Source organism: Pseudomonas sp. GW822-FHT03F04, assembly GCF_058801405.1.
Genome location: NZ_JBXANF010000013.1, coordinates 80,599 through 102,068, shown reverse-complemented (window position 1 = coordinate 102,068; position 21,470 = coordinate 80,599). Strand labels below are relative to the sequence as shown.

Sequence of the window (21,470 nt, the reverse complement as noted above, 5' to 3'; positions counted from 1 at the left end):
GAAATTGTCGGAGCCGGAAAAACGCGCGCGCCCAGAGGGCGCCTCCCGCAATACCTGACAGACCAGGCGTTGCGTTTTCAGAGGCGCCCTTGGGCGCGCGCGATTAACAGCAATTGCTTGAAGCGTTATCAGTGCACGTCTTTCCAGTATTCACGCTTGAGCAGGTAGGCGAACACAAAGAAGAACGCCAGGTACAGCAAGACGTAAGTACCGATGCGCTGATGTTGCAGCTTAACCGGGTTAGCCGAGTAAGCCAGGAAGGTTACCAGATTCTTGACCTTCTCATCGAACTGCTCTTCGTTCAGGGCTCCGGTTTTCGGCACGATGGTCAACTGATCGCACGCTTCATGAGTCAGAGGCGTACCGGTCAGCGGGTCATATTGCTTCTTGCCGTTTTCGACGATCTGCACCTGCTTGCAACCCACGACCTGACGACCTTGCAGGCCGACCAGCACGTTTGGCATGCCGACGTTCGGGAAGACCTTGTTGTTCACGCCCCATGGACGCGCAGGGTCTTCGTAGAACGACTTGAGGTAACCATAAAGCCAGTCAGTGCCACGAACACGAGCCACCAGGGTCAGGTCCGGCGGCGCTGCGCCGAACCAGGTCTTGGCGTCGGCCGGCTGCATGCCGATGGTCATGTGATCGCCGATCTTGGCGCCAGTGAACACCAGTTTCTGCAGCATCAGGTCATGCGGCACGCCGAGGTCATCGGCAACACGCTCGTAACGCTGGAACTTGGCACTGTGGCAACCCATGCAATAGTTGGCAAAGGTACGCGCACCATCCTGAAGGGCAGCCTTGTCGGAAACGTCGATGTCGACTTTTTCCAGTTCCGGACCACCGTGTTCGGCAGCGAAAGACAGCACTGGCAGCGCAGCAAAAATCAGAGCAAAAAATAACTTTTTCATCAGCCAGTCACCCTTTCCGGAACCGGTTTGGTCTTCTCGAGCCTGGTGTAGAAAGGCATCAGAATGAAGTAGGCGAAGTACAGGAAGGTACATACCTGCGACAGCAAGGTGCGCTCCGGCGTCGGGGCCAGAACGCCCAGAATGCCGAGGATCACGAACGAAATGCAGAACACCACCAGCCAGATCTTGCTCATCCAGCCTTTGTAGCGCATCGACTTGACCGGGCTGCGGTCGAGCCATGGCAACACAAACAGCACCGCAATCGCCGCGCCCATGGCGATAACGCCCATGAGCTTGTCAGGGACCGCACGCAAGATCGCGTAGAACGGTGTGAAGTACCAGACGGGTGCAATGTGCTCAGGCGTCTTGAACGGGTTGGCTTGCTCGAAGTTTGGTTTTTCGAGGAAGTAGCCGCCCATTTCCGGGAAGAAGAACACAATGAAGCAGAAGATGAACAGGAACACCACGACGCCGACAATGTCCTTCACGGTGTAGTACGGGTGGAAGGCGATGCCGTCCAGCGGGATACCGTTTTCGTCTTTGTGCTTCTTGATGTCCACGCCGTCGGGGTTGTTTGAACCGACTTCGTGCAACGCCAGGATGTGCAGCACCACCAGACCGAGAATCACGATCGGCAGGGCCACAACATGCAGGGCGAAGAAGCGGTTCAGGGTGATTCCGGAAATCAGGTAGTCACCACGAATCCACTGGGTCAGGTCGTTGCCGATGACCGGAATCGCGCCGAACAGCGAGATGATCACCTGGGCGCCCCAGTAGGACATCTGGCCCCATGGCAGCAGGTAACCCATGAAAGCTTCAGCCATCAGCGCCAGGTAGATCAGCATGCCGAACACCCACACCAGCTCGCGCGGCTTCTGGTACGAACCGTAAAGCAGGCCACGGAACATGTGCAGATAGACCACGATGAAGAACGCCGAAGCGCCGGTGGAGTGCAGCAAACGCAGGATCGAGCCGTACTCGACGTCGCGCATGATGTATTCGACGGAGGCAAACGCCTCTTCCGCCGACGGGGTGTAGCTCATGGTCAGCCAGACACCGGTGACGATCTGATTGACCAGAACGAGCAGTGCCAGCGAGCCGAAGAAGTAGAAGAAGTTGAAGTTTTTTGGAGCGTAATACTTGCTGAGATGGTCTTCCCACATCTTGGTGGCGGGGAAGCGCGCATCAACCCAATCCATGAACTTGCTCATCACGCTTTCTCCGTATCGACGCCAATGACAATCAGGTCATCGGTCTCATAGGAATGCGGGGGTACTGGCAGGTTCAAAGGCGCAGGTTGCGACTTGTAGACGCGGCCAGCCAGATCGTAGTGGGAACCGTGGCAAGGGCAGAAATAGCCGCCTACCCAGTCTTTTCCCAGATCCGCGGGTGCCACTTCGGGACGGAAGGTCGGTGAGCAACCCAGGTGAGTGCAGATCCCGATCAGCAGCAGAATTTCCGGCTTGATCGAACGCACTTCAGGGTCGACATAGGTAGGTTGCGTGGAGTTTTTGGAGGTCGGATCGGAGAGCTGGCCCTCGATCTTCTTGAGATTCCCCAGGATTTCCGCAGTACGGCGAACAATGAATACCGGCTGGCCGCGCCATTCAGCAATCATCTGCTGTCCGGGCTCGATTTTGCTGACATTCACTTTCACCGGTGCACCGGCAGCTTTCGCCTTGGCACTGGGAAACCATGACCCCACGAACGGGACCGCAGCCCCCACCGCTCCTGCAGCACCCACCACGGATGTGGCTGCTACCAAGAAGCGACGCCGGCCTGCATTCACGCCGTCATTGCTCATTCAGTCCTCTCCCATCAGCTTTGTGGCCTGTTAAATCAGGCATCTACTAAATATGAATCTATGTACTTATAAAAATTTTGCCGAATGGTAATGAAAAGCCCCAATTCTGACAAGGTAATTACCCGGAGGGGTGGCCCCCAAGCCTTGTAGTATAGGGGGTCTACGAATGTGGCAAGTTGTCACAGCGCAATTATTCGAGAAATCGCACGCATAAAAAAACGCCCGGTTCCGTGAGGAATCGGGCGTTCTTTTTGAACGTGGAAGCGAAATTAACGCTTCGAGTACTGCGGACGCTTACGCGCTTTACGCAGACCAACTTTCTTACGTTCAACTTCACGGGCGTCGCGGGTAACGAAGCCAGCTTTGCGCAGAGCGCTACGCAGGGTTTCGTCGTAGTCCATCAGAGCGCGAGTGATGCCGTGGCGGATTGCGCCAGCTTGACCACTTACACCACCGCCGATCACGGTGACGTAGATGTCGAATTTCTCGACAGTCTCGGTCAGTTCCAGCGGCTGACGAACTACCATGCGGGCAGTTTCGCGGCCGAAGAACGAATCCAGCGAACGGTTGTTGATGGAGATGTTACCAGTACCCGGACGCAGGAAAACGCGTGCGGTTGCGGTCTTGCGACGGCCAGTGCCGTAATTTTGAGTCGCCGACATAATGAACTATTCCGTTAAATCTTCAGTTCTTGGGGCTGCTGAGCAGTATGAGGGTGTGCAGCGCCCGCATAGACTTTCAGCTTACGGTACATGTCGCGACCCAGTGGGTTCTTAGGCAGCATGCCTTTAACCGCGGTCTCGATCACGCGCTCAGGGGCTTTGGCGATCAGCTTTTCAAAGTTGATCGACTTGATGCCGCCCGGGAAACCGGAGTGGGAGTAGTACATTTTGTCAGTGGTTTTAGCACCGGTAACACGGATCTGCTCGGCGTTGATTACGACGATGTAGTCGCCGGTGTCAACGTGAGGAGTGTACTCAGGCTTGTGCTTGCCACGCAGACGGCTCGCGATTTCGGTGGCCAGACGACCCAGGGTCTGACCAGCAGCGTCGACGACAAACCAGTCGCGCTTTACTGTTTCCGGTTTAGCAGTAAAAGTTTTCATTCTTTATAGCCTCAGGGGCCGCCTGTAAATAAGACGGCGGATCTTACTGAATAGTGCGTACTTTGACAAGTCAAAGGCAGCCGGATACAGACGCTTTCGGGGGCTCGGGTCGGCGCGTCCGTTCAACGGCAAGATTCTTCGGCGGCGGCGCATCACTTCCACTGCAGAAAGAGGTCGGCAATTATGCAGATTGCGAAAAAAATTTCAACCTGCTTTTATGCTTGTTTTGCCCAAGGAGCACCCGATGGACTATCGCCAGCTAGGCCGTACCGACCTGAACGTGAGTGCAATCTGCCTCGGCACCATGACCTGGGGCGAGCAAAACACTGAAGCTGAAGCCTTCGCCCAGATCGAACGGGCCAAGGGCGCCGGGATCAATTTCATCGACACCGCCGAGATGTACCCGGTGCCGCCGAAAGCCGAAACCTATGCCACCACCGAGCGCTACATCGGCAATTACTTCAAGAGTCGCGGCGACCGCGCCGACTGGATCCTCGCCAGCAAGATCGCCGGTCCCGGTAACACCATCGACTACATCCGCGACAAGAACCTGCGCCACAACCGCCAGCACATTACCGAAGCCGTGGACGCCAGCCTCAAGCGCCTGCAGACCGACTACATCGACCTGTATCAATTGCACTGGCCGGAGCGCAGCACCAACTTTTTCGGACAACTGGGCTACAAACACAAGATCGAAGCCAACCTCACCCCGCTCGAGGACACCCTCGAAGCGCTCGACGAGCAAGTGAAGGCCGGCAAGATCCGCCACATCGGCCTGTCCAACGAAACTCCGTGGGGCACCATGCGCTTCCTCGCCCTGGCCGAAGCCCGTGGCTGGCCGCGCGCGGTGTCAATCCAGAACCCCTACAACCTGCTCAACCGCAGCTTCGAAGTCGGTCTGGCGGAAATCGCCATTCGCGAACAGTGCGGCCTGCTCGCCTATTCGCCGCTGGCGTTCGGTTTCCTGTCGGGCAAGTACGAAGGTGGCGCCCGCCCACCAAAAGGTCGCCTGAGCCTCTACAGCCGCTTCAGCCGCTATTTCAACCCGCAATCGGAAGCGGCGTGCAGCCGTTACGTGGCACTCGCTCGGGAGCACGGCCTGGATCCGGCGCAAATGGCGTTGGCCTTCGTCAATCAGCAACCGTTCGTCACCAGCAACATCATCGGGGCGACGACGCTTGAGCAACTGGACAGCAACATTGCCAGTTTCTACCTGAATCTTTCAGACGAAGTGCTTGAAGGGATTGAAGCGATTCACAAGGATCATCCGAACCCGGCACCTTGATCCGGCGCTAAAAGCCGCGCTCCCACGCACAAGCGTGGGAGCGCCCAGGTCATAGCGACCGCGCAATGATCTCTTTCATGATTTCGTTGGTGCCGGCATAGATCCGCTGCACCCGCGCATCCGCCCAGGCCCGGGCCACCGGGTACTCCCACATGAAACCGTAGCCGCCATGCAGTTGCACGCACTCGTCGAGCACCTTGCATTGCAGGTCGGTGCCCCAGTACTTGGCCATCGCGGCGGTCGGCACGTCGAGCTTGCCTTGCAGGTGCAGCTCCAGGCAGCGATCGACGAACACCCTGCCGATCTGAATCTCGGTGGCCATTTCCGCCAGCTTGAAGCGCGTGTTCTGGAAGTCGGCGATTGCCTTGCCAAACGCCTTGCGGTCACGGGTGTACTCCAGCGTCCATTGCAGCGCCGCCTCGGCCGAGGCCAGTCCGCCAATGGCCACGGTCAGACGCTCCTGCGGCAATTCCTGCATCAAATAGGCAAACCCGGCCCCGGCCTGACCCAACAGGTTTTCCTTCGGCACTCGCACGTCCTGGAAGAACAATTCCGACGTGTCCTGAGCTTTCATTCCGACCTTCTCCAGGCGCTTGCCCTTGTCGAAGCCCGGCGTGTTCGCCTCCACCAGAAACAGGCTGGTGCCCTTCGCTCCAGCCTTGGGATCGGTCTTGGCGACGACGATCACCAGATCCGCCAGGAAGCCATTGGTGATAAAGGTTTTCGAGCCGTTGATCACATACTCGTCGCCGTCCAGCACGGCGGTGGTCTTGACCCCCTGCAAGTCGGAACCCGCGCCTGGCTCGGTCATGGCGATCGCCGTAACCATCTCGCCGGACACCAGTTTCGGCAGGTACTTGTGCTTCAACGCCTCGCTGCCGTAATGCAGGATGTACGGCGCGACGATGTCCGAATGCAGCGAAAAACCGATGCCGGTCAGCCCCAGCCGTCCGACTTCCTCGATCACTACGGCGCTGTACAGAAAGTCCGCCCCCAGCCCGCCGTACTCCTCCGGCAGGTGTGAGCAGAGCATCCCCGCCTCCCCTGCCTTGTTCCACAATTTGCGGTCGATGTAGCCTTGTTTTTCCCATTGCCCGTGGAACGGCACGGCCTCTTTTTCAAGGAATGTCCGCACGCTGTCGCGGAACAATTCGTGCTCGGAGCTGAACAGGGTTCTGGGGATCATGCGACACCTTTTCTTTATTGTTGAAGGGATCAGACCTTCAGAGACTAAGCCTCGCTTCCGATACAGGACACTGGACACATCCGACAAAAAATAAGACGATCCAGCCGTCTGGTGACCACTTTCCCTTATAAAAACAAAAGTTGAATTATGTCTAAGCAAGTCTCCACGCCCTTGCGGCGCGTCAGCATCCTGGCGATCGACCGGGTTTTCGCTTCCACCCTCATGCAAGCCAAGGATTTCTTCCATCTGGCCAGCCTGCGTTACGGCAAACAACTGGGCCACGGCCTGACTCCGGCGTTCGAAACCCGCCTGGTCAGCCCCGACGGCAAACCGGTGAACAGCTTCAGTGACGTGGTCATGCCGGTGGACGGCGACCTGGAAAACGCCGACGTCATCATCCTTCCAGCGTTCTGGGATGACTTCGACACGCTCTGCCAACGTTATCCACAGGTGCTGCCGTGGCTGCGCGAACAACACGCCCGTGGCGCCGTACTCTGCGGCGAGGCCACCGGGGTGTTCTGGCTGGCCGAAGCCGGCCTGCTCAATGGCAAGGAAGCGACCACCTACTGGCGCTTCTTCAATGCCTTCGCCGAGCGTTTCCCGCAGGTCTATCTCAATCAGGACAAGCACCTGACCGACGCCGACAACCTGTACTGCGCCGGCGGCACCACCTCGGCCTGCGACCTTTACATCTATCTGATCGAACGCTTCTGCGGCGCCAATGTGGCGCAAGCTGTAGCCCGCGACATCCTCTACGAAGTGCAGCGCAGCTATTCGCCGGGCCGCATCGGTTTCGGCGGGCAGAAACTGCACCAGGACGTGATCATCCTGCAGATCCAGCACTGGCTCGAAGAGCATTTCGCCGACAAGTTCCGCTTCGAAGACGTGGCCCGCGAGCACGGCATGAGCATCCGCAACTTCATGCGCCGCTTCCAGACCGCCACCGGCGACAAGCCTCTGCACTACCTGCAGCGGCTGCGCATCGAGACCGCCAAAGGCTTGCTCTCCGGCAGCCGCAAGAGCATCAAGACCATCAGCTACGAAGTCGGCTACGACGATGCGAGCTTCTTCGCACGCCTGTTCCGCCAGCACACCGAACTGTCGCCGAACCAGTATCGACAGCAGTTCCAGCAAGCTGCCTGACGATTCGACCAGACACAAAAAAGGGCCTGCATCTGCAGGCCCTTTTTGTTTGCCGAATCCGCTTAAGGCTTGTGTGCCCGGGACAGGAATTCGTGGGATTGCATTTCCAGCAGACGGCTGAGGGTCCGCTGGAATTCGAACGTCAGACGCCCGCCGGTGTACAGGTCTTTCAACTCGACTTCAGCAGAAATGATCAGCTTGACGTTACGGTCGTAGAACTCGTCGACCATGTTGATGAAACGTCGGGCGATGTCGTCGGTAGCAACGCTCATCTGCTCCACGCCACTGAGCAACACGGCGTGGAAAATCTTGCCGAGTTCAATGTAGTCGTTCTGGCTACGCGGGCCGTCGCACAGTTCGCGGAAGTCGAACCAGGCCACGTCATCGCAGGTGCGCAGCGCGCGGATTTCGCGGTTTTCGATGATCAGCACATCGTTTTCCACGGCAGCCGTGCATTCCGGCGTCAGCGCACGGAAGCTCTTGCGCAGGCTTTCGTGAGCGGCTTCGTCGAGCGGGAAGTGGAACAGCTCCGCTTGTTCGAGGTGGCGCAGACGGTAGTCGACGCCGCTGTCGACGTTGACGATCTCGGTGTTCTGCTTGATCAGCGCGATGGCCGGCAGGAAGCGCGCGCGTTGCAGGCCGTCCTTGTACAAGCCGTCCGGCACGATGTTCGACGTGGCGACCAGGGTCACGCCGTTCTTGAACAGCTCTTCCATCAGCGTGCCGAGGATCATGGCGTCGGTGATGTCGGAAACGAAGAATTCATCGAAGCAGATGACCCGCGATTCAGTCGCGAAACGCTTGGCGATGATGGTCAGCGGGTTTTTCTCGCCGCCGAGGGTCTTCATCTCTTCGTGCACGCGCTTCATGAAGCGGTGGAAGTGGGTGCGGGTCTTTTCCTTGAATGGCAGCGCTTCGAAGAAGGTGTCCACCAGGTAAGTCTTGCCGCGACCCACGCCGCCCCAGAAGTACAGGCCCTTGACCGGGGTCTGATCCTTTTTGCCAAACAGTTTGCCCAGCAAACCCGGCTTGTTCTGCTCTGCCGCGATCAGATCGTCGTACAGGCGTTGCAAGTGACGCACGGCAGTTTCCTGCGCCGCGTCATGGAAGAAGTCCGGGCGTTTCAGATCAGCTTGATATCGTTCTAGGGGCGTCATAATTCGTTAGCAAGGCAACAAAAACGGGCCGTCACTGTAGCGATGGCCCGTGGGAATGGCAATCGGCCCTTGGTCGGGCCGGCCCGTTGATTATTCCTGAACCGGTGTCAGAGCGATCCGCAAAGCTTCGACGGCCGCATCCCGCGCAGCCACGTCGGCGAACGCCGGGCTGTCGCCGACGCACTCGCCTTCCAGCCAGACGCTGAAGCTCAGGTCTTCGCTGCGCACATCCAGCGCCTGACCCGATTGCAGCTGCTTGGTCACCTGGCCCGCGGTCTTGCCGTCGGCGAAGTTGCGCGAGAGCAGCAATTGCTCGCCATCGGCGGCCAGCAGACGGAAACGGAAGCTGCCGTCGTCTTCACGGAAGCTGACGAAACGCGCGGCTTTCGCAGCCTTCTTCTTGGTGGTTGCGGCCACCTGAACCTGATTGACGAACGAGCGCAGGCCAACCGCTTCACGCAATTCATTAAGGAACGGCGTCGCTACCGCACGGGCCTTCTTGGCGCCGTGTTGCAGGATGTCTTCCAGATCCGCCGGACGTTCGATCAACTGGTGATAACGCTCGCGGGACTCGCCCAACTCGTTGTCCAGCAGCTGGAACAGACGGTTCTTCGCCTCGCCCCAACCCAGACCGCCCAGCAGCTCGCTGCGGAACTCCTCGGCCTGCGTCGGCGTGGAGAACGCCTGGAACAGGGTGAACAGGTGCGAGTTGTCCGGATCTTTCGCTTCGCCCGGCGCGCGGGAGTCGGTAACGATGCGCGAGATCGCGTCCTTCATTTCCTTGGCGCTGGAGAACAGTGGAATGGTGTTGTCGTAGCTCTTGGACATCTTGCGACCGTCCAGGCCAGGCAAGGTGGCGACGCTTTCCTCAATCAGCGCTTCGGGCATGGTGAAGAACTCCTTGCCCTGGCCGAACAGGTGGTTGAAGCGCTGGCCGATGTCACGCGCCATTTCCACGTGCTGGATCTGGTCGCGACCGACCGGCACCTTGTGTGCGTTGAACATCAGGATGTCCGCCGCCATCAGCACCGGATAGCTGTACAAGCCCATGGTGATGCCGGCATCCGGGTCTTCGCCGGTCTCGACGTTCTTGTCCACCGAAGCCTTGTAGGCGTGGGCGCGGTTCAGCAGACCCTTGGCAGCGACGCAGGTCAGCAGCCAGGTCAGCTCGGGGATTTCCGGGATGTCGGACTGGCGGTAGAAGGTCACGCGATCCACATCCAGGCCACCGGCCAGCCAGGTCGCGGCGATTTCCAGACGCGAGCGCTGAATGCGCAGCGGGTCATCGCACTTGATCAGGGCGTGATAGTCGGCCAGGAAGTAGAACGAGTCGGCATTGCTGTCGCGGCTGGCGAGAATCGCCGGGCGGATGGCGCCGGCGTAGTTGCCCAGGTGCGGGGTGCCGGTGGTGGTGATGCCGGTGAGGATGCGGGTACGGTTCGTCATGGGTAATCGCTTGTCAGACTGCAATCAATTCGAGAGACGCGGCAGGATCAGATCCTTGAGATCGGTCAGCTTGCCATGAAAAAAGTGTCCGCATTCTGCCACTTTCAGGAGCTCATGGGGGCGCTGGAGTTTGTCAGACCAGTCGTAGACCAGCTGCGGATCGATCACTTCGTCGGTTTCCGGCTGGATCACCGTGAGTTCGCCCTGCTGCGGCAACTGATCCTGATCGCCCAGGCGCATCACCGCTGGCGCGACCATGAATAGGTGCTTGAGCTGTACGCCCTGGGCTTCGAGTCGGCCGCCGAGACTTGCTGCAACAAATCCGCCGAAGGAGAAACCGAACAGGGTCAGCGGCAGATCCGGGTGTTTTTCCAGCAGCCAGGCAGCGGCTGCCTGGGCGTCGTCGACTTCACCGCTGCCCATGTCATGGGAACCTTCGCTGGCACCAACGCCACGATAGTTGAAGCGCAAGGTGATCAAACCCGCGTCGCGCGCAGTGCGCTGCAAGGTCGAGACGACCTTGTTGAGCATGGTGCCGCCCTGCACCGGGTTGGGGTGGCAGATCAGCGCGATGCCGCGCGGCTGCTCGTTGTCCAGGTACAGACTTTCAAGTTGACCCACCGGGCCATCAATCACTACAGGGGTTTCACGCATCAGCAAGGAAGGAACTCCGTGACCTCGAATCGGGTCGACTCGTCTAGCAAATTGTCTGTGCCAATCTATTGCGAGTGAATCGCGGTATACAGCGCAGGTTCGAGCCGTTAACGTAAAGCAAAGCCGTTTATAGAGGAAGGACTCGTGGAACACTCGCTCTTAGTTTGGTTGTTACCGACTCTTGCCCTGGTTGTGGGTGTCGCCATTGGTTTCCTGATCGCACGCGTTGCGCCGAACGCCGCGCCCAGCCGCACACAGCGTCAACTGGACGACATTCAGGAACGCTTCGACAGTTATCAGAACGAAGTGGTGACCCACTTCAACAGCACCGCCAATCTGGTCAAGAAGCTGACCCAGAGCTATCAGGAAGTGCAGGATCACCTCGCCGAGGGCGCCAATCGCCTGGCCCTGGACGAACAGACCCGTCAACGTCTGCTCGCCTCTCTGCACGCAGAGGCTGCGCAGGCCCCACGCGAACGCCTGACGCCACCGCGCAATCAGGAGCCGCCGCGCGACTACGCGCCGAAGACTCCAAACTCGCCGGGCATGCTCGATGAGCATTACGGCCTGAAGAAGTAATCAGTCTTCAGCGCAAATAAAAAGCCCCCGGACAATCACTTGTCCGGGGGCTTTTTTGTGCCTGACGGTTACGGATACTGCTGAACCGTACCCGGCTGCTGTTGCTGCTGACCACCGTACTGCTGGCCCGGGATCGCCTTCAGGTTGACTTCAACACGGCGGTTCTGCGCCCGACCGTTGACGTCACCGTTGCTGGCAATCGGATTATCCGGGCCGGCACCGCGGGCCGACAGGTTGGCACCGCTGACACCTTGCGAAGTCAGGTAGGTCGCCACGCTCTGCGCACGACGCTGGGACAGGTCCATATTGTGCTGGCGGCTGCCGGTGCTGTCGGTGTAGCCGACGATCTCGATCTGGTTCTGGCTGAACTCCTTGAGCGAGCCGGCCAGGTTGTTCAGCGGCTGGTAGAAGCTTGGGGCGATGTTCGCCGAATCGGTGGCGAAGGTGATGTTGCCCGGCATGATCAGTTTGATCTGATCGCCCTGACGCTGCACCTCGACACCGGTGTTGGCCATGCTGGCGCGCAGCTTCTTCTCTTGCTGGTCGGCGTAGTAACCGTAACCGGCTGCCGAAGCACCGACGACGGCGGCACCGATCAAGGCGCCCTTGCCGCGGTTGTTGTGGTCGATGGCAGCACCGGCCAACGCGCCGGCCAGTGCGCCGAGGCCACCGTACTTGGCGGTTTTGCTCATGCCCTGTGAGCCGCCGTCGGCCTGGCCCTGATTGTCATACGGGTTGGGCGAGGCGCAGCCGGACAGCACGGCGACGGCAGTAGCGACAATAATCAAACGACGCGTGGTGAACATGGAGAGCTCCTACTTTTTGCATTCTGTGGTGCAACGGCCGTTTGGCAATGGACCTTTGCGGGCGTTGGATCATGACAATGCACAAAAATTCCACCGCGCACTCGTGACAAAATGTTTAGGCGCGCACGAACGGATTTTCCCGCATTTCATCGCCCAGACGCGTGTCCGGGCCATGTCCGGCCACAACGATCGCGTCTTCATCCAGTGTGTACAGCCGCTGCTTGATCGATCGCACGATGGTCGCCTGATCGCCGCCCCACAAATCCGTGCGCCCTACTCCGCGCCGGAACAACGTGTCGCCGGCAATCAACAGCTTAGCCTCGGAAAACCAAAAGCTCATGGAACCGGGTGTATGTCCCGGCGTGTGCAGTGCCACGCCGCAGCCGCAGGCCAGTTCCTCGTCGTCGCTCAGCCAGCGATCCGGTGACGGCACCGGGGTGTAGGGCACGCCGAACATCTGGCATTGCATTTCGAGGTTGTCCCACAGGAACTGATCTTCCTTGTGCAGATGCAGGGTCGCGCCGGTTTTCTCTTTCATCTGACCGGAGGCCAGAAAGTGATCGAGGTGCGCATGGGTGTGGATGATGCTCACCACTTTCAGACCCAGCGCATCGAGGCGCGCCATGATCAGATCGGGGTTGCCACCCGGGTCGACGACAATGGCTTTTTTCGTGACCGGATCACCGATGATCGTGCAGTTGCACTGCAGCGGGCCGACGGGGAAGGTTTCGCGAATCAGCATGGAGTTGGGGGCACTCATGGGAATTCCTGGACGAACGGTAGTGAGGTTGGTTTCAGAATTCTACTGCACAGGCCGATACAGATCGCCCGGTCAGTTATTTGACGCCAGCGATCAGAAAAATGATGGCTTAATGATGTCAAACTTCCTGTTTCTGGTGCAAAATCGCATTTTTTGTAGCGGTCGCATTCAGGAAGGGCCGCAGCGCACTCAGGAAATCCCCGCATGCCTACGCCCAAGACTTACTCCATCTCGTTCCCCGCTACTCTGACCGGCAATGCCATTGTTGACAGCCTCATTTCCGGCACCTACTGGCTGGGATCCAACTGGGGCAAAGGTGGAACCAGTCTGAGCTATAGCTTCATGGCTCCTGGCACCTCGTACTTTGTCACCGACTACAGCCCCGACAATGAATACAACGCGCTGTACGAGCTCACCCCGGGTCAGAAGGCAGCGGTGAACTACTCACTGGGGACTTGGGCAGCCGTCACCAATCTCAACTTCAGCTTTACCACAGACACGCTGACCAACGTGGGTGACCTGCGCTTCGGCGGCTATCGGCTGATGGACAACAAGACCGCTGCCTGGGCTTATTTCCCTGCCAACTCCCCGGCCGGTGGCGATGTCTGGATTGGCCCGCAGACGGGCGAAGCCACCCCGCTGAAGGGGTCTTATGATGTCATGACCTTCATCCATGAGATCGGTCACGCACTGGGTCTCAAGCATCCGTTCGACGCCAGCTCGACCAACAAGACACTGCTGGATCCTTCACTGGACGACGTTCACTTCACGGTGATGAGTTACAGCAGCAATTACTCGTACCAGCCGACGACACCGATGGTTCTCGACATCCTCGCGATTCAGAGCCTGTATGGCGTCAACACGATGTGGCAGACCGGCGACAACGTCTACAAGTGGGCACCTGACCAGTCGATTTTTGAAACCATCTGGGATGCCGGCGGTAACGACACCATTGATGGCAGCAATCAACTTGCCTCCGTGAAAATCAACCTGAATGAAGGGGCCTACAGCCAGATCGGCAAGACCTTCACTGACCTGAACACTCAGGCTGCGATCAATGACGGCCTGGCGATTGCCTATGGCGCAAAAATCGAGAATGCCATCGGCTCGGCATTCGATGACATCCTGATCGGCAACGCACTGAACAACACCCTTAACGGCATGGCAGGTGCAGACTCCATGACCGGGGGCGACGGTAATGACACCTACTACGTCGATAACGCCGGCGATACCGTGGTTGAACTGGCAAACGTCGGCTCGGGTATCGATACCGTCATTTCCTCCCTCAGCTACACCTTGGGCAACAACGTCGAAAACCTTACGCTGGTGGGCACCGACAATCTGACGGCCACCGGCAATGCGCTGAACAACGTATTGAACGGCAACAGTGGCAACAACTTCATTGATGGCGGTGCCGGCGCGGACTTCATGGCCGGCGGCGCGGGCAATGACACCTACATCGTCGACAATGTCGGCGACGTGGTCAGCGAATCCAGTACCGTAGCCGGTGAAATCGACACCGTTCGCTCTTCGGTCAACTTCATCCTGGGTGCCAACCTCGAAAACCTCACCCTCACCGGTACTGGCGACATTTTTGCCTTGGGCAACTCCCAGGACAACGTGCTGATCGGCAACGACGGCAACAACCAGCTGTCCGGTGCCGGCGGCCTCGACACCATGATCGGCGGCAAGGGCAACGACACCTATGGCCTCGATCAGGCCGGCGAACTGGCCCTGATCCAGGAGCTGGCCAACGAAGGCACCGACACCCTGCTTCTGACCTATGCCGCCACCTCGCAGATCGTCGATATGACCATCAGCAACCTGCAGAACGTGGAAAACGTGACAGTGCTGGGCAGCGGTGCTTTCGCAGTGCTCGGCAACAGCCTGGACAACGTGCTGATCGGTAATGCCGACAACAACATTCTCAACGGCGGAGCGGGCGCGGACATCCTCAATGGCGGCGCAGGCAATGACACCTATGTAGTCGACAACGTCGGTGACGTGGTTATCGAAAACGGCACCTCGGCGACGGAAATCGACCAGGTTTACTCCTACATCAACTACACCCTGGGCAACAACGTCGAAAACCTTTCGCTGGTGGGTACTGACAATATCAACGCGACTGGCAACGCCCTGAATAACGTGTTGAACGGCAACAGCGGCAACAACATTCTCGACGGCGGTGCCGGCGCGGACTTCATGGCCGGTGGCGCCGGCAATGACACCTACATCGTCGACAATGTCGGCGACGTGGTCAGCGAAACCAGCACCGTAGCCGGTGAAATCGACACCGTTCGCTCTTCGGTCAACTTCATCCTGAGTGCCAACCTCGAAAACCTCACCCTCACCGGCACTGGCGACACCTTTGCCTTGGGCAACTCCCAGGACAACGTGCTGATCGGCAACGACGGCAACAACCAGCTGTCCGGCGCCGGCGGCCTCGACACCATGATCGGCGGCAAGGGCAATGACACCTATGGCCTCGATCAGGCAGGCGAACTGGCCCTGATTCAGGAGCTGGCCGACGAAGGCAACGACACGCTGCTGATCACCTATGCATCGACCCTGCAGACCAATGTCGTCGACCTGAATCTGAGCAACTTGCGCAACGTCGAAAACGTCACCCTGCTGGGCAGCGGCAACTTCACGCTGACCGGTAACAGCCTGAACAACACCCTGATCGGCAACGCCGACAGTAACTACATCGACGGTGGCGCCGGTGCAGACTTCATGGCCGGTGGCGCCGGCAACGACACCTACATCGTCGACAATGCCGGCGACGTGGTCAGCGAAACCAGCACCGTAGCCGGTGAAATCGACACCGTTCGCTCTTCGGTCAACTTCATCCTGGGTGCCAACCTCGAAAACCTCACCCTCACCGGCACTGGCGACATCTTTGCCTTGGGCAACTCGCAGGACAACGTGCTGATCGGCAACGACGGCAACAACCAGCTGTCCGGCGCCGGCGGCCTCGACACCATGATCGGCGGCAAGGGCAACGACACCTACGGTCTCGATCAGGCCGGTGAACTGGCCCTGATTCAGGAACTGGCCAACGAAGGTAACGACACCCTGTTGATCACCTACGCCGCCACACCACAATCGAGCCTTGTCGATCTGAGCATCAGTAACCTGGTGAATGTCGAAAACGCCACGTTGCTGGGCAGCGGCAACTTCACGCTGACCGGCAACAGCCTGAACAACACCCTGATCGGCAACGCCGACAGCAACATTATCGACGGCGGTGCCGGCGCGGACTTCATGGCCGGTGGCGCCGGCAACGACACCTACATCGTCGACAATGCCGGCGACGTGGTCAGCGAAACCAGCACTCTGGCGAGCGAAATCGACACGGTACAATCCTCGATCAGTTACGTCCTGGGCAACAACCTTGAAAACCTTACGCTGGTGGGTACTGACAATATCAACGCGACTGGCAACGCCCTGAATAACGTGTTGAACGGCAACAGCGGCAACAACATTCTCGACGGCGGTGCCGGCGCGGACTTCATGGCCGGTGGCGCCGGCAATGACACCTACATCGTCGACAATGTCGGCGACGTGGTCAGCGAAACCAGCACCGTAGCCGGTGAAATCGACACCGTTCGCTCTTCGGTCAACTTCATCCTGAGTGCCAACCTCGAAAACCTCACCCTCACCGGCACTGGCGACGTCTTCGCCTTGGGCAACTCCCAGGACAACGTGCTGATCGGCAACGACGGCAACAACCAGCTGTCCGGCGCCGGCGGCCTCGACACCATGATCGGCGGCAAGGGCAATGACACCTATGGCCTCGATCAGGCAGGCGAACTGGCCCTGATTCAGGAGCTGGCCGACGAAGGCAACGACACGCTGCTGATCACCTACGCATCGACCCTGCAGACCAATGTCGTCGACCTGAATCTGAGCAACTTGCGCAACGTCGAGAACGCCACCCTGCTGGGCAGCGGTAACTTCCGTTTGAACGGCAACGCCCTGAACAACACCCTGATCGGCAACGCCGACAGTAACTACATCGACGGTGGCGCCGGTGCGGACTTCATGGCGGGCGGCGCCGGCAATGACATCTACATCGTCGACAATATCGGTGACGTGGTCAGCGAAACCAGCACCCTGGCGAGCGAAATCGACACGGTACAAGCCTCGATCAGTTACACCCTGGGCAACAACGTTGAAAACCTCACCCTCACCGGCACCGACAATCTCAATGGCACCGGCAATGCCCTGAACAACACCTTGATCGGCAACAGCGGCGACAACATTCTCGACGGTGGTACCGGCGCAGACATCATGATCGGCGGCGCGGGCAACGACACCTACATCGTCGACAATGCCGGCGACGTGGTCAGCGAAACCAGTACAGTAGTCGGTGAAATCGACACCGTTCGCTCTTCGGTCAACTTCATCCTGGGTGCCAACCTCGAAAACCTCACCCTCACCGGCACTGGCGACATCTTTGCCTTGGGCAACTCCCAGGACAACGTGCTGATCGGCAACGACGGCAACAACCAGCTGTCCGGCGCCGGCGGCCTCGACACCATGATCGGCGGCAAAGGCAACGACACCTACGGTCTCGATCAGGCCGGTGAACTGGCCCTGATTCAGGAACTGGCCAACGAAGGTAACGACACCCTGTTGATCACCTACGCCGCCACACCACAATCGAGCCTTGTCGATCTGAGCATCAGTAACCTGGTGAATGTCGAAAACGCCACGTTGCTGGGCAGCGGCAACTTCACGCTGACCGGCAACAGCCTGAACAACACCCTGATCGGCAACGCCGACAACAACATTATCGACGGCGGTGCCGGCGCGGACTTCATGGCCGGTGGCGCCGGCAACGACACCTACATCGTCGACAATGCCGGCGACGTGGTCAGCGAAACCAGCACCGTAGCCGGTGAAATCGACACCGTTCGCTCTTCGGTCAACTTCATCCTGGGTGCCAACCTCGAAAACCTTACCCTCACCGGCACTGGCGACGTCTTTGCCTTGGGCAACTCGCAGGACAACGTGCTGATCGGCAACGACGGCAACAACCAGCTGTCCGGCGCCGGCGGCCTCGACACCATGATCGGCGGCAAGGGCAATGACACCTATGGCCTCGATCAGTCCGGTGAACTGGCCCTGATTCAGGAACTGGCCAACGAAGGTAACGACACCCTGTTGATCACCTACGCCGCCACACCGCAATCGAGCCTTGTCGATCTGAGCATCAGTAACCTGGTGAATGTCGAAAACGCTACGTTGCTGGGCAGCGGCAACTTCACGCTGACCGGCAACAGCCTGAACAACACCCTGATCGGCAACGCCGACAACAACGTCCTCAATGGTGGAGCCGGGACGGACACGCTCACCGGTGGTGCAGGTGCGGACACGTTTGTCTTCGGTGGCGTCAACGAAATGGGTACCGGCAGCAACCGCGATGTCATTACCGACTTCAACAGTGTGCAAGGCGACAAGATCGACCTGACGAAGTTCGACGCCAACCTGCTGACCGCCGGTTTCAATGGCTTCACCTTCATCGGTGCGGGCGACTTCACCGGCGCCGGCCAACTGCGCTTCGTCGACCACGTGCTTTCGGGCAACGTCAGCGGCAACGCCGGTGCGGACTTCGAAATCCAGCTGGTGGGTGTAAACAGCTTCAGCGCCACCGATCTGGTGGCCTGATACAACCCGACACCCGACCTGTTTTCACAGGTCGGATACCAACAAAAACGCCCCGATGATTCGGGGCGTTTTTGTTGGCGTCGATCAAGCCAAAGACCTAGCTCAGAACCCCGAGCTCCTTGGCCCTCGCCACTGCCTGTGTGCGCCGCTCAACCCCCAGTTTGCTGTTGATATGACTGGCGTGGGTTTTCACGGTATGCAGCGAAATGAACAGTTGTTCGCTGATTTCCTGATTCGAGCATCCTTGGGCAATCAGACGCAGGACTGCCAGTTCGCGACTGCTCAACTGTTCAGTGATCGGAGAATCCTGCACCGTGCGCAACGCTGGCGGCGGGAAGTGCTCCAGCAGTTGCTGACCGACAAGCCCCGGTGCGTTCAGCGACAATTGCCCGCGCAACCAATCGGCGTGGTCTTTGACCAGGCACTCGAATGGCTGCAACACCCCGCCACTGGCTGCTTCCATTGCCTGTGCCAACGCTTTGCGGGCCTCGGGTTCGCGATTGTTCACCAGCAGCAGCGCCACCTTCTGCGTCAACGCCATCACACTCAACAACTGGCGCCCGGTCTGCTGGCCGTTTTCCAACAGTACATTCAACCGGCCTTCGGCCAGCATCGGTTGCCCCTGAATGACATCCAGCAGCGCCTGCTGCAATTCGACATGCAACGGCAACTGCGGGTGAAACTCCGGTGGTGCCGCGGCGCGTTCGCCGGTGTAGGTCTGCCCCAGACGCGCCAGCCAGGCCTCGGCCAGGTCAATCCGCCCCTGCGCCAGCCACAGCTCGCATTTGACCAGCGTGATCATCGCCAGGTAGTAGATCGGCGGGACATCCCAGATGTGCATCAGACGCTCGGCTTCGGCCAGTTCGGCAAAAGCCCGGGCGTAATCACCGCGGCTGCCGTCGAGCCGGGCAATCACACAGTGACCAATCAACACGCTGATATCACGACAGGCCCGCGCTTCACTCAGGCCGGCCTGCAATCGCACTCGCGCCGCGTCGGGCTGCAAGCGCATGGCCAACAGAAACCCCTCATACAGCGTCAATCGCGCACGCACGGCATACAAACGCTGCGCCGACAATCCGCGCAGACGCTCGAGGCCCTGATGCACTTCATCGAGCGAGCGCACTATCTCCCCCCGCGCCTGCAATACCCGGGCACGGTCGTAGTGGGCCAGCGCTTCGAACAGTGGATTGCCGACCCGCTGCGCCAGCTCCAGGGATTCGCGGTTCAAGCCCCGGGCGCGCCACAGATCGCCGTCGGCAATCGCCAGGTTGGACAAAGTCGACAAACACATCAGGCGCTGGCCGTAGCGTTTGGCCGGCAGGCTTTCCAGCGCTTCGCTGCAATACTCGATGGTCTGCTCGCGATGCCCTCGGCCACGGGCGATGATGCCCTTGAGCGCCAGCCATTGGGCAAGCATGGATTTCTGTGCGGTGGCCGACGGCGCCGGTAGAAACCGGCTCAGGTGACTGGCGAGCTCTTCGGCCGCGTCGAGCTGACACGCCAGCCCCAGCGCCCAGCTGTACAACACGATCAGGCGTGGCGTGCTGATCAGCAGACTGTCAGGCAAGTCCATCTTCCAGCGCAGCAACATGCCGACGTTCTGCTCGGCGAGCAGTTGTTCCTCGGACAGGTTCTGCACCAGATTCGCCGCCACGTCCAGGTGCCCTGCCCGCAACGCCTGCTCCACGGCCTCATCCAGCAGGCCCTGGGCATTGAACCAGCGACAGGCGCGCAGGTGCAGTGTTGCCGCGGGGATGATCGCCCGGGCGATCGGCCTGCTGCGCAACAGATCGGAAAACAGATGGTGATAGCGATACCAGTGCCCGTGCTCATCCAGCGGCACCAGAAACACCTGATGCGCCAGCAGGAAGCGCAGAATCTCGGCACTGTCGTGGGATTCGCGCACCGCGTCGCATAACTCGCTGCAAAAGCGTTCCTGCGGTGCGGTGTCGTAGAGAAACGCCTGCACCTCGGCCGGCAGGCAGTCGATGACTTCTTCCAGCAGGTAATCACGGATCAGCCCTTCCCCGCTGTTCAAGGCCTGCGGCAACGCTGCGTCACTCCCGGCCTCGGACACCGCCAGCAACCAGAAGCGCAGCCCGGCCACCCAGCCTTCGCTGCGCTGGATCAGGTTTTCCAGGGCCTCGCCGCGCAGCGAGCTACTGTGACGGTCGAGCAACGCCAGGGCTTCGTCGTGGGTCAGGCGCAGATCCTGTTCATGCAGTTCCAGCAACTGTCGCGACAGGCGCAGACGGGCGAGATGCCAGTCCGGTCGCTGACGGCTGGTAACCATGACCAGCAGGCCATCGGGCAAATGATTGAGGAAAAATTGCAGGCAACGGTCGAGTACCGGCCCTTGGGCGAGGTGGTAATCGTCCAGCACCAGCAACAGGGGCGAGGTCGGTTGCAGGTGCAGGGCCAGCTCATCGAGCAGGCCGTCGAGCCATTCTTCAAAGGCGAACGGCTGATGACGCTGACGCATTTTCAACAGGCCGAGTGCGCGGCTGCCGAGTTCCGGGAAGTAGTCCTGCAAGCCTTCGAGCAAGCGCTCGAGAAAGCGCCCCGGGTCACTGTCCCGGGCGCTCAGTCCCAGCCACAGGCTTTGCCAATGGCCCGGCAGGCTTTGACAGAACTCCACGGCCAGCGAGCTTTTACCGAACCCGGCCGGGGCGCAGACCAGCAACAGACGTCCACCGAGCCCGGCTTGCAGGCGCTCGCAGAGGCGGGGTCGCAGTACGTATCCGTCAGGCAGCGGAGGACGGAAAAAACGTCCGTCCAATGCCGCGACGGCAACGCTTGCGGGACCCGGAAGTGGGGACAGATCAGTCATGGCCGGCTCTTGTTTGAATGGCTGTTGGCGGCGTAGCAGATGTCCGCAGACTAGCCTTAAACGGCGTACATATGAAGTTGTTGCTACAAATGGCTACAAAATCACGACGCAAAAAAAACGCCCCGAAC

Annotated in this window: 16 protein-coding genes; 4 read left to right on the top strand and 12 right to left on the bottom strand. The window is 59.4% G+C overall.

The features are described 5' to 3' along the window. Positions 1–128 precede the first annotated feature (128 nt). The 5 genes from AC1RMX_RS26585 to rplM form a co-directional block, all read right to left on the bottom strand. A complete protein-coding gene (locus tag AC1RMX_RS26585; RefSeq protein WP_096822841.1) occupies positions 129–911 on the bottom strand; it encodes a cytochrome c1 in 783 nt (260 codons plus the stop codon). After that, on the bottom strand, positions 911–2,122 hold the full coding sequence (locus AC1RMX_RS26580) for a cytochrome b (protein WP_096822842.1): 1,212 nt from the start codon (positions 2,120–2,122) through the stop codon (positions 911–913). The genes AC1RMX_RS26585 and AC1RMX_RS26580 overlap by 1 nt, the downstream gene beginning before the upstream one ends. Beyond that, on the bottom strand, positions 2,122–2,715 hold the full coding sequence (gene petA / locus AC1RMX_RS26575) for a ubiquinol-cytochrome c reductase iron-sulfur subunit (protein ID WP_003228055.1): 594 nt from the start codon (positions 2,713–2,715) through the stop codon (positions 2,122–2,124). The genes AC1RMX_RS26580 and petA overlap by 1 nt, the downstream gene beginning before the upstream one ends. Before the next feature lie 269 nt (positions 2,716–2,984). Next, entirely contained in the window at positions 2,985–3,377 is a 393-nt protein-coding gene (rpsI, locus tag AC1RMX_RS26570) for a 30S ribosomal protein S9 (RefSeq protein ID WP_007961615.1), read from the bottom strand. 14 nt (positions 3,378–3,391) lie between these two features. Further along, on the bottom strand, positions 3,392–3,820 hold the full coding sequence (rplM, locus tag AC1RMX_RS26565; protein WP_003228062.1) for a 50S ribosomal protein L13: 429 nt from the start codon (positions 3,818–3,820) through the stop codon (positions 3,392–3,394). Between the two features lie 244 nt (positions 3,821–4,064). Here rplM and AC1RMX_RS26560 point away from each other — a divergent pair, with 244 nt between their 5' ends. Next, entirely contained in the window at positions 4,065–5,105 is a 1,041-nt protein-coding gene (locus tag AC1RMX_RS26560) for an NADP(H)-dependent aldo-keto reductase (protein WP_096822843.1), read from the top strand. A gap of 49 nt (positions 5,106–5,154) precedes the next feature. Here AC1RMX_RS26560 and AC1RMX_RS26555 read toward each other — a convergent pair whose 3' ends face one another. Then, positions 5,155–6,291: an acyl-CoA dehydrogenase family protein gene (locus AC1RMX_RS26555; RefSeq protein ID WP_096822844.1), complete on the bottom strand. Its 1,137-nt coding sequence runs from the start codon at positions 6,289–6,291 to the stop codon at positions 5,155–5,157. 246 nt (positions 6,292–6,537) lie between these two features. Between AC1RMX_RS26555 and AC1RMX_RS26550 the strand changes: the two genes are divergently transcribed. Further along, complete coding sequence (locus AC1RMX_RS26550; RefSeq protein ID WP_493073537.1) at positions 6,538–7,434, top strand: GlxA family transcriptional regulator; 897 nt, start codon at positions 6,538–6,540, stop codon at positions 7,432–7,434. Positions 7,435–7,496: 62 nt separating this feature from the next. On the opposite strand, the gene zapE is transcribed toward AC1RMX_RS26550, so the two are convergent. The 3 genes from zapE to AC1RMX_RS26535 form a co-directional block, all read right to left on the bottom strand. Then, complete coding sequence (gene zapE / locus AC1RMX_RS26545) at positions 7,497–8,591, bottom strand: cell division protein ZapE (protein ID WP_045121816.1); 1,095 nt, start codon at positions 8,589–8,591, stop codon at positions 7,497–7,499. A gap of 90 nt (positions 8,592–8,681) precedes the next feature. After that, complete coding sequence (locus AC1RMX_RS26540; RefSeq protein ID WP_493073523.1) at positions 8,682–10,037, bottom strand: tryptophan--tRNA ligase; 1,356 nt, start codon at positions 10,035–10,037, stop codon at positions 8,682–8,684. Between the two features lie 24 nt (positions 10,038–10,061). Beyond that, positions 10,062–10,691, bottom strand: a complete 630-nt coding sequence (locus AC1RMX_RS26535) for an alpha/beta hydrolase (protein WP_096822852.1) — start codon at positions 10,689–10,691, stop codon at positions 10,062–10,064. Between the two features lie 144 nt (positions 10,692–10,835). Between AC1RMX_RS26535 and AC1RMX_RS26530 the strand changes: the two genes are divergently transcribed. After that, on the top strand, positions 10,836–11,270 hold the full coding sequence (locus AC1RMX_RS26530; RefSeq protein WP_096822847.1) for a Z-ring associated ZapG family protein: 435 nt from the start codon (positions 10,836–10,838) through the stop codon (positions 11,268–11,270). A gap of 68 nt (positions 11,271–11,338) precedes the next feature. On the opposite strand, the gene AC1RMX_RS26525 is transcribed toward AC1RMX_RS26530, so the two are convergent. Together AC1RMX_RS26525 and AC1RMX_RS26520 are read right to left on the bottom strand one after the other, a co-directional pair. Then, positions 11,339–12,076, bottom strand: a complete 738-nt coding sequence (locus AC1RMX_RS26525; protein WP_096822848.1) for a YiaD family glycine zipper/OmpA-like lipoprotein — start codon at positions 12,074–12,076, stop codon at positions 11,339–11,341. 115 nt (positions 12,077–12,191) lie between these two features. Beyond that, positions 12,192–12,836, bottom strand: a complete 645-nt coding sequence (locus tag AC1RMX_RS26520; protein WP_096822849.1) for an MBL fold metallo-hydrolase — start codon at positions 12,834–12,836, stop codon at positions 12,192–12,194. A 204-nt stretch (positions 12,837–13,040) separates the two neighbouring features. On the opposite strand from AC1RMX_RS26520, the gene AC1RMX_RS26515 reads away from it, so the two are divergent. Continuing rightward, a complete protein-coding gene (locus AC1RMX_RS26515) occupies positions 13,041–18,509 on the top strand; it encodes a M10 family metallopeptidase C-terminal domain-containing protein (RefSeq protein ID WP_493073522.1) in 5,469 nt (1,822 codons plus the stop codon). A 97-nt stretch (positions 18,510–18,606) separates the two neighbouring features. Here the strand turns inward: AC1RMX_RS26515 and AC1RMX_RS26510 are convergent, their stop codons facing one another. Further along, on the bottom strand, positions 18,607–21,342 hold the full coding sequence (locus tag AC1RMX_RS26510; RefSeq protein WP_493073521.1) for a winged helix-turn-helix domain-containing protein: 2,736 nt from the start codon (positions 21,340–21,342) through the stop codon (positions 18,607–18,609). Positions 21,343–21,470 lie beyond the last annotated feature (128 nt).

What these genes read in the sequence shown, in the direction of transcription:
- AC1RMX_RS26585 (WP_096822841.1), bottom strand. Translation starts at nt 911, where the DNA reads ATGAAAAAGTTATTTTTTGCTCTGATTTTTGCTGCGCTGCCAGTGCTG.
- AC1RMX_RS26580 (WP_096822842.1), bottom strand. Translation starts at nt 2,122, where the DNA reads ATGAGCAAGTTCATGGATTGGGTTGATGCGCGCTTCCCCGCCACCAAG.
- petA (WP_003228055.1), bottom strand. Translation starts at nt 2,715, where the DNA reads ATGAGCAATGACGGCGTGAATGCAGGCCGGCGTCGCTTCTTGGTAGCA.
- rpsI (WP_007961615.1), bottom strand. Translation starts at nt 3,377, where the DNA reads ATGTCGGCGACTCAAAATTACGGCACTGGCCGTCGCAAGACCGCAACC.
- rplM (WP_003228062.1), bottom strand. Translation starts at nt 3,820, where the DNA reads ATGAAAACTTTTACTGCTAAACCGGAAACAGTAAAGCGCGACTGGTTT.
- AC1RMX_RS26560 (WP_096822843.1), top strand. Translation starts at nt 4,065, where the DNA reads ATGGACTATCGCCAGCTAGGCCGTACCGACCTGAACGTGAGTGCAATC.
- AC1RMX_RS26555 (WP_096822844.1), bottom strand. Translation starts at nt 6,291, where the DNA reads ATGATCCCCAGAACCCTGTTCAGCTCCGAGCACGAATTGTTCCGCGAC.
- zapE (WP_045121816.1), bottom strand. Translation starts at nt 8,591, where the DNA reads ATGACGCCCCTAGAACGATATCAAGCTGATCTGAAACGCCCGGACTTC.
- AC1RMX_RS26540 (WP_493073523.1), bottom strand. Translation starts at nt 10,037, where the DNA reads ATGACGAACCGTACCCGCATCCTCACCGGCATCACCACCACCGGCACC.
- AC1RMX_RS26535 (WP_096822852.1), bottom strand. Translation starts at nt 10,691, where the DNA reads ATGCGTGAAACCCCTGTAGTGATTGATGGCCCGGTGGGTCAACTTGAA.
- AC1RMX_RS26525 (WP_096822848.1), bottom strand. Translation starts at nt 12,076, where the DNA reads ATGTTCACCACGCGTCGTTTGATTATTGTCGCTACTGCCGTCGCCGTG.
- AC1RMX_RS26520 (WP_096822849.1), bottom strand. Translation starts at nt 12,836, where the DNA reads ATGAGTGCCCCCAACTCCATGCTGATTCGCGAAACCTTCCCCGTCGGC.
- AC1RMX_RS26515 (WP_493073522.1), top strand. Translation starts at nt 13,041, where the DNA reads ATGCCTACGCCCAAGACTTACTCCATCTCGTTCCCCGCTACTCTGACC.
- AC1RMX_RS26510 (WP_493073521.1), bottom strand. Translation starts at nt 21,342, where the DNA reads ATGACTGATCTGTCCCCACTTCCGGGTCCCGCAAGCGTTGCCGTCGCG.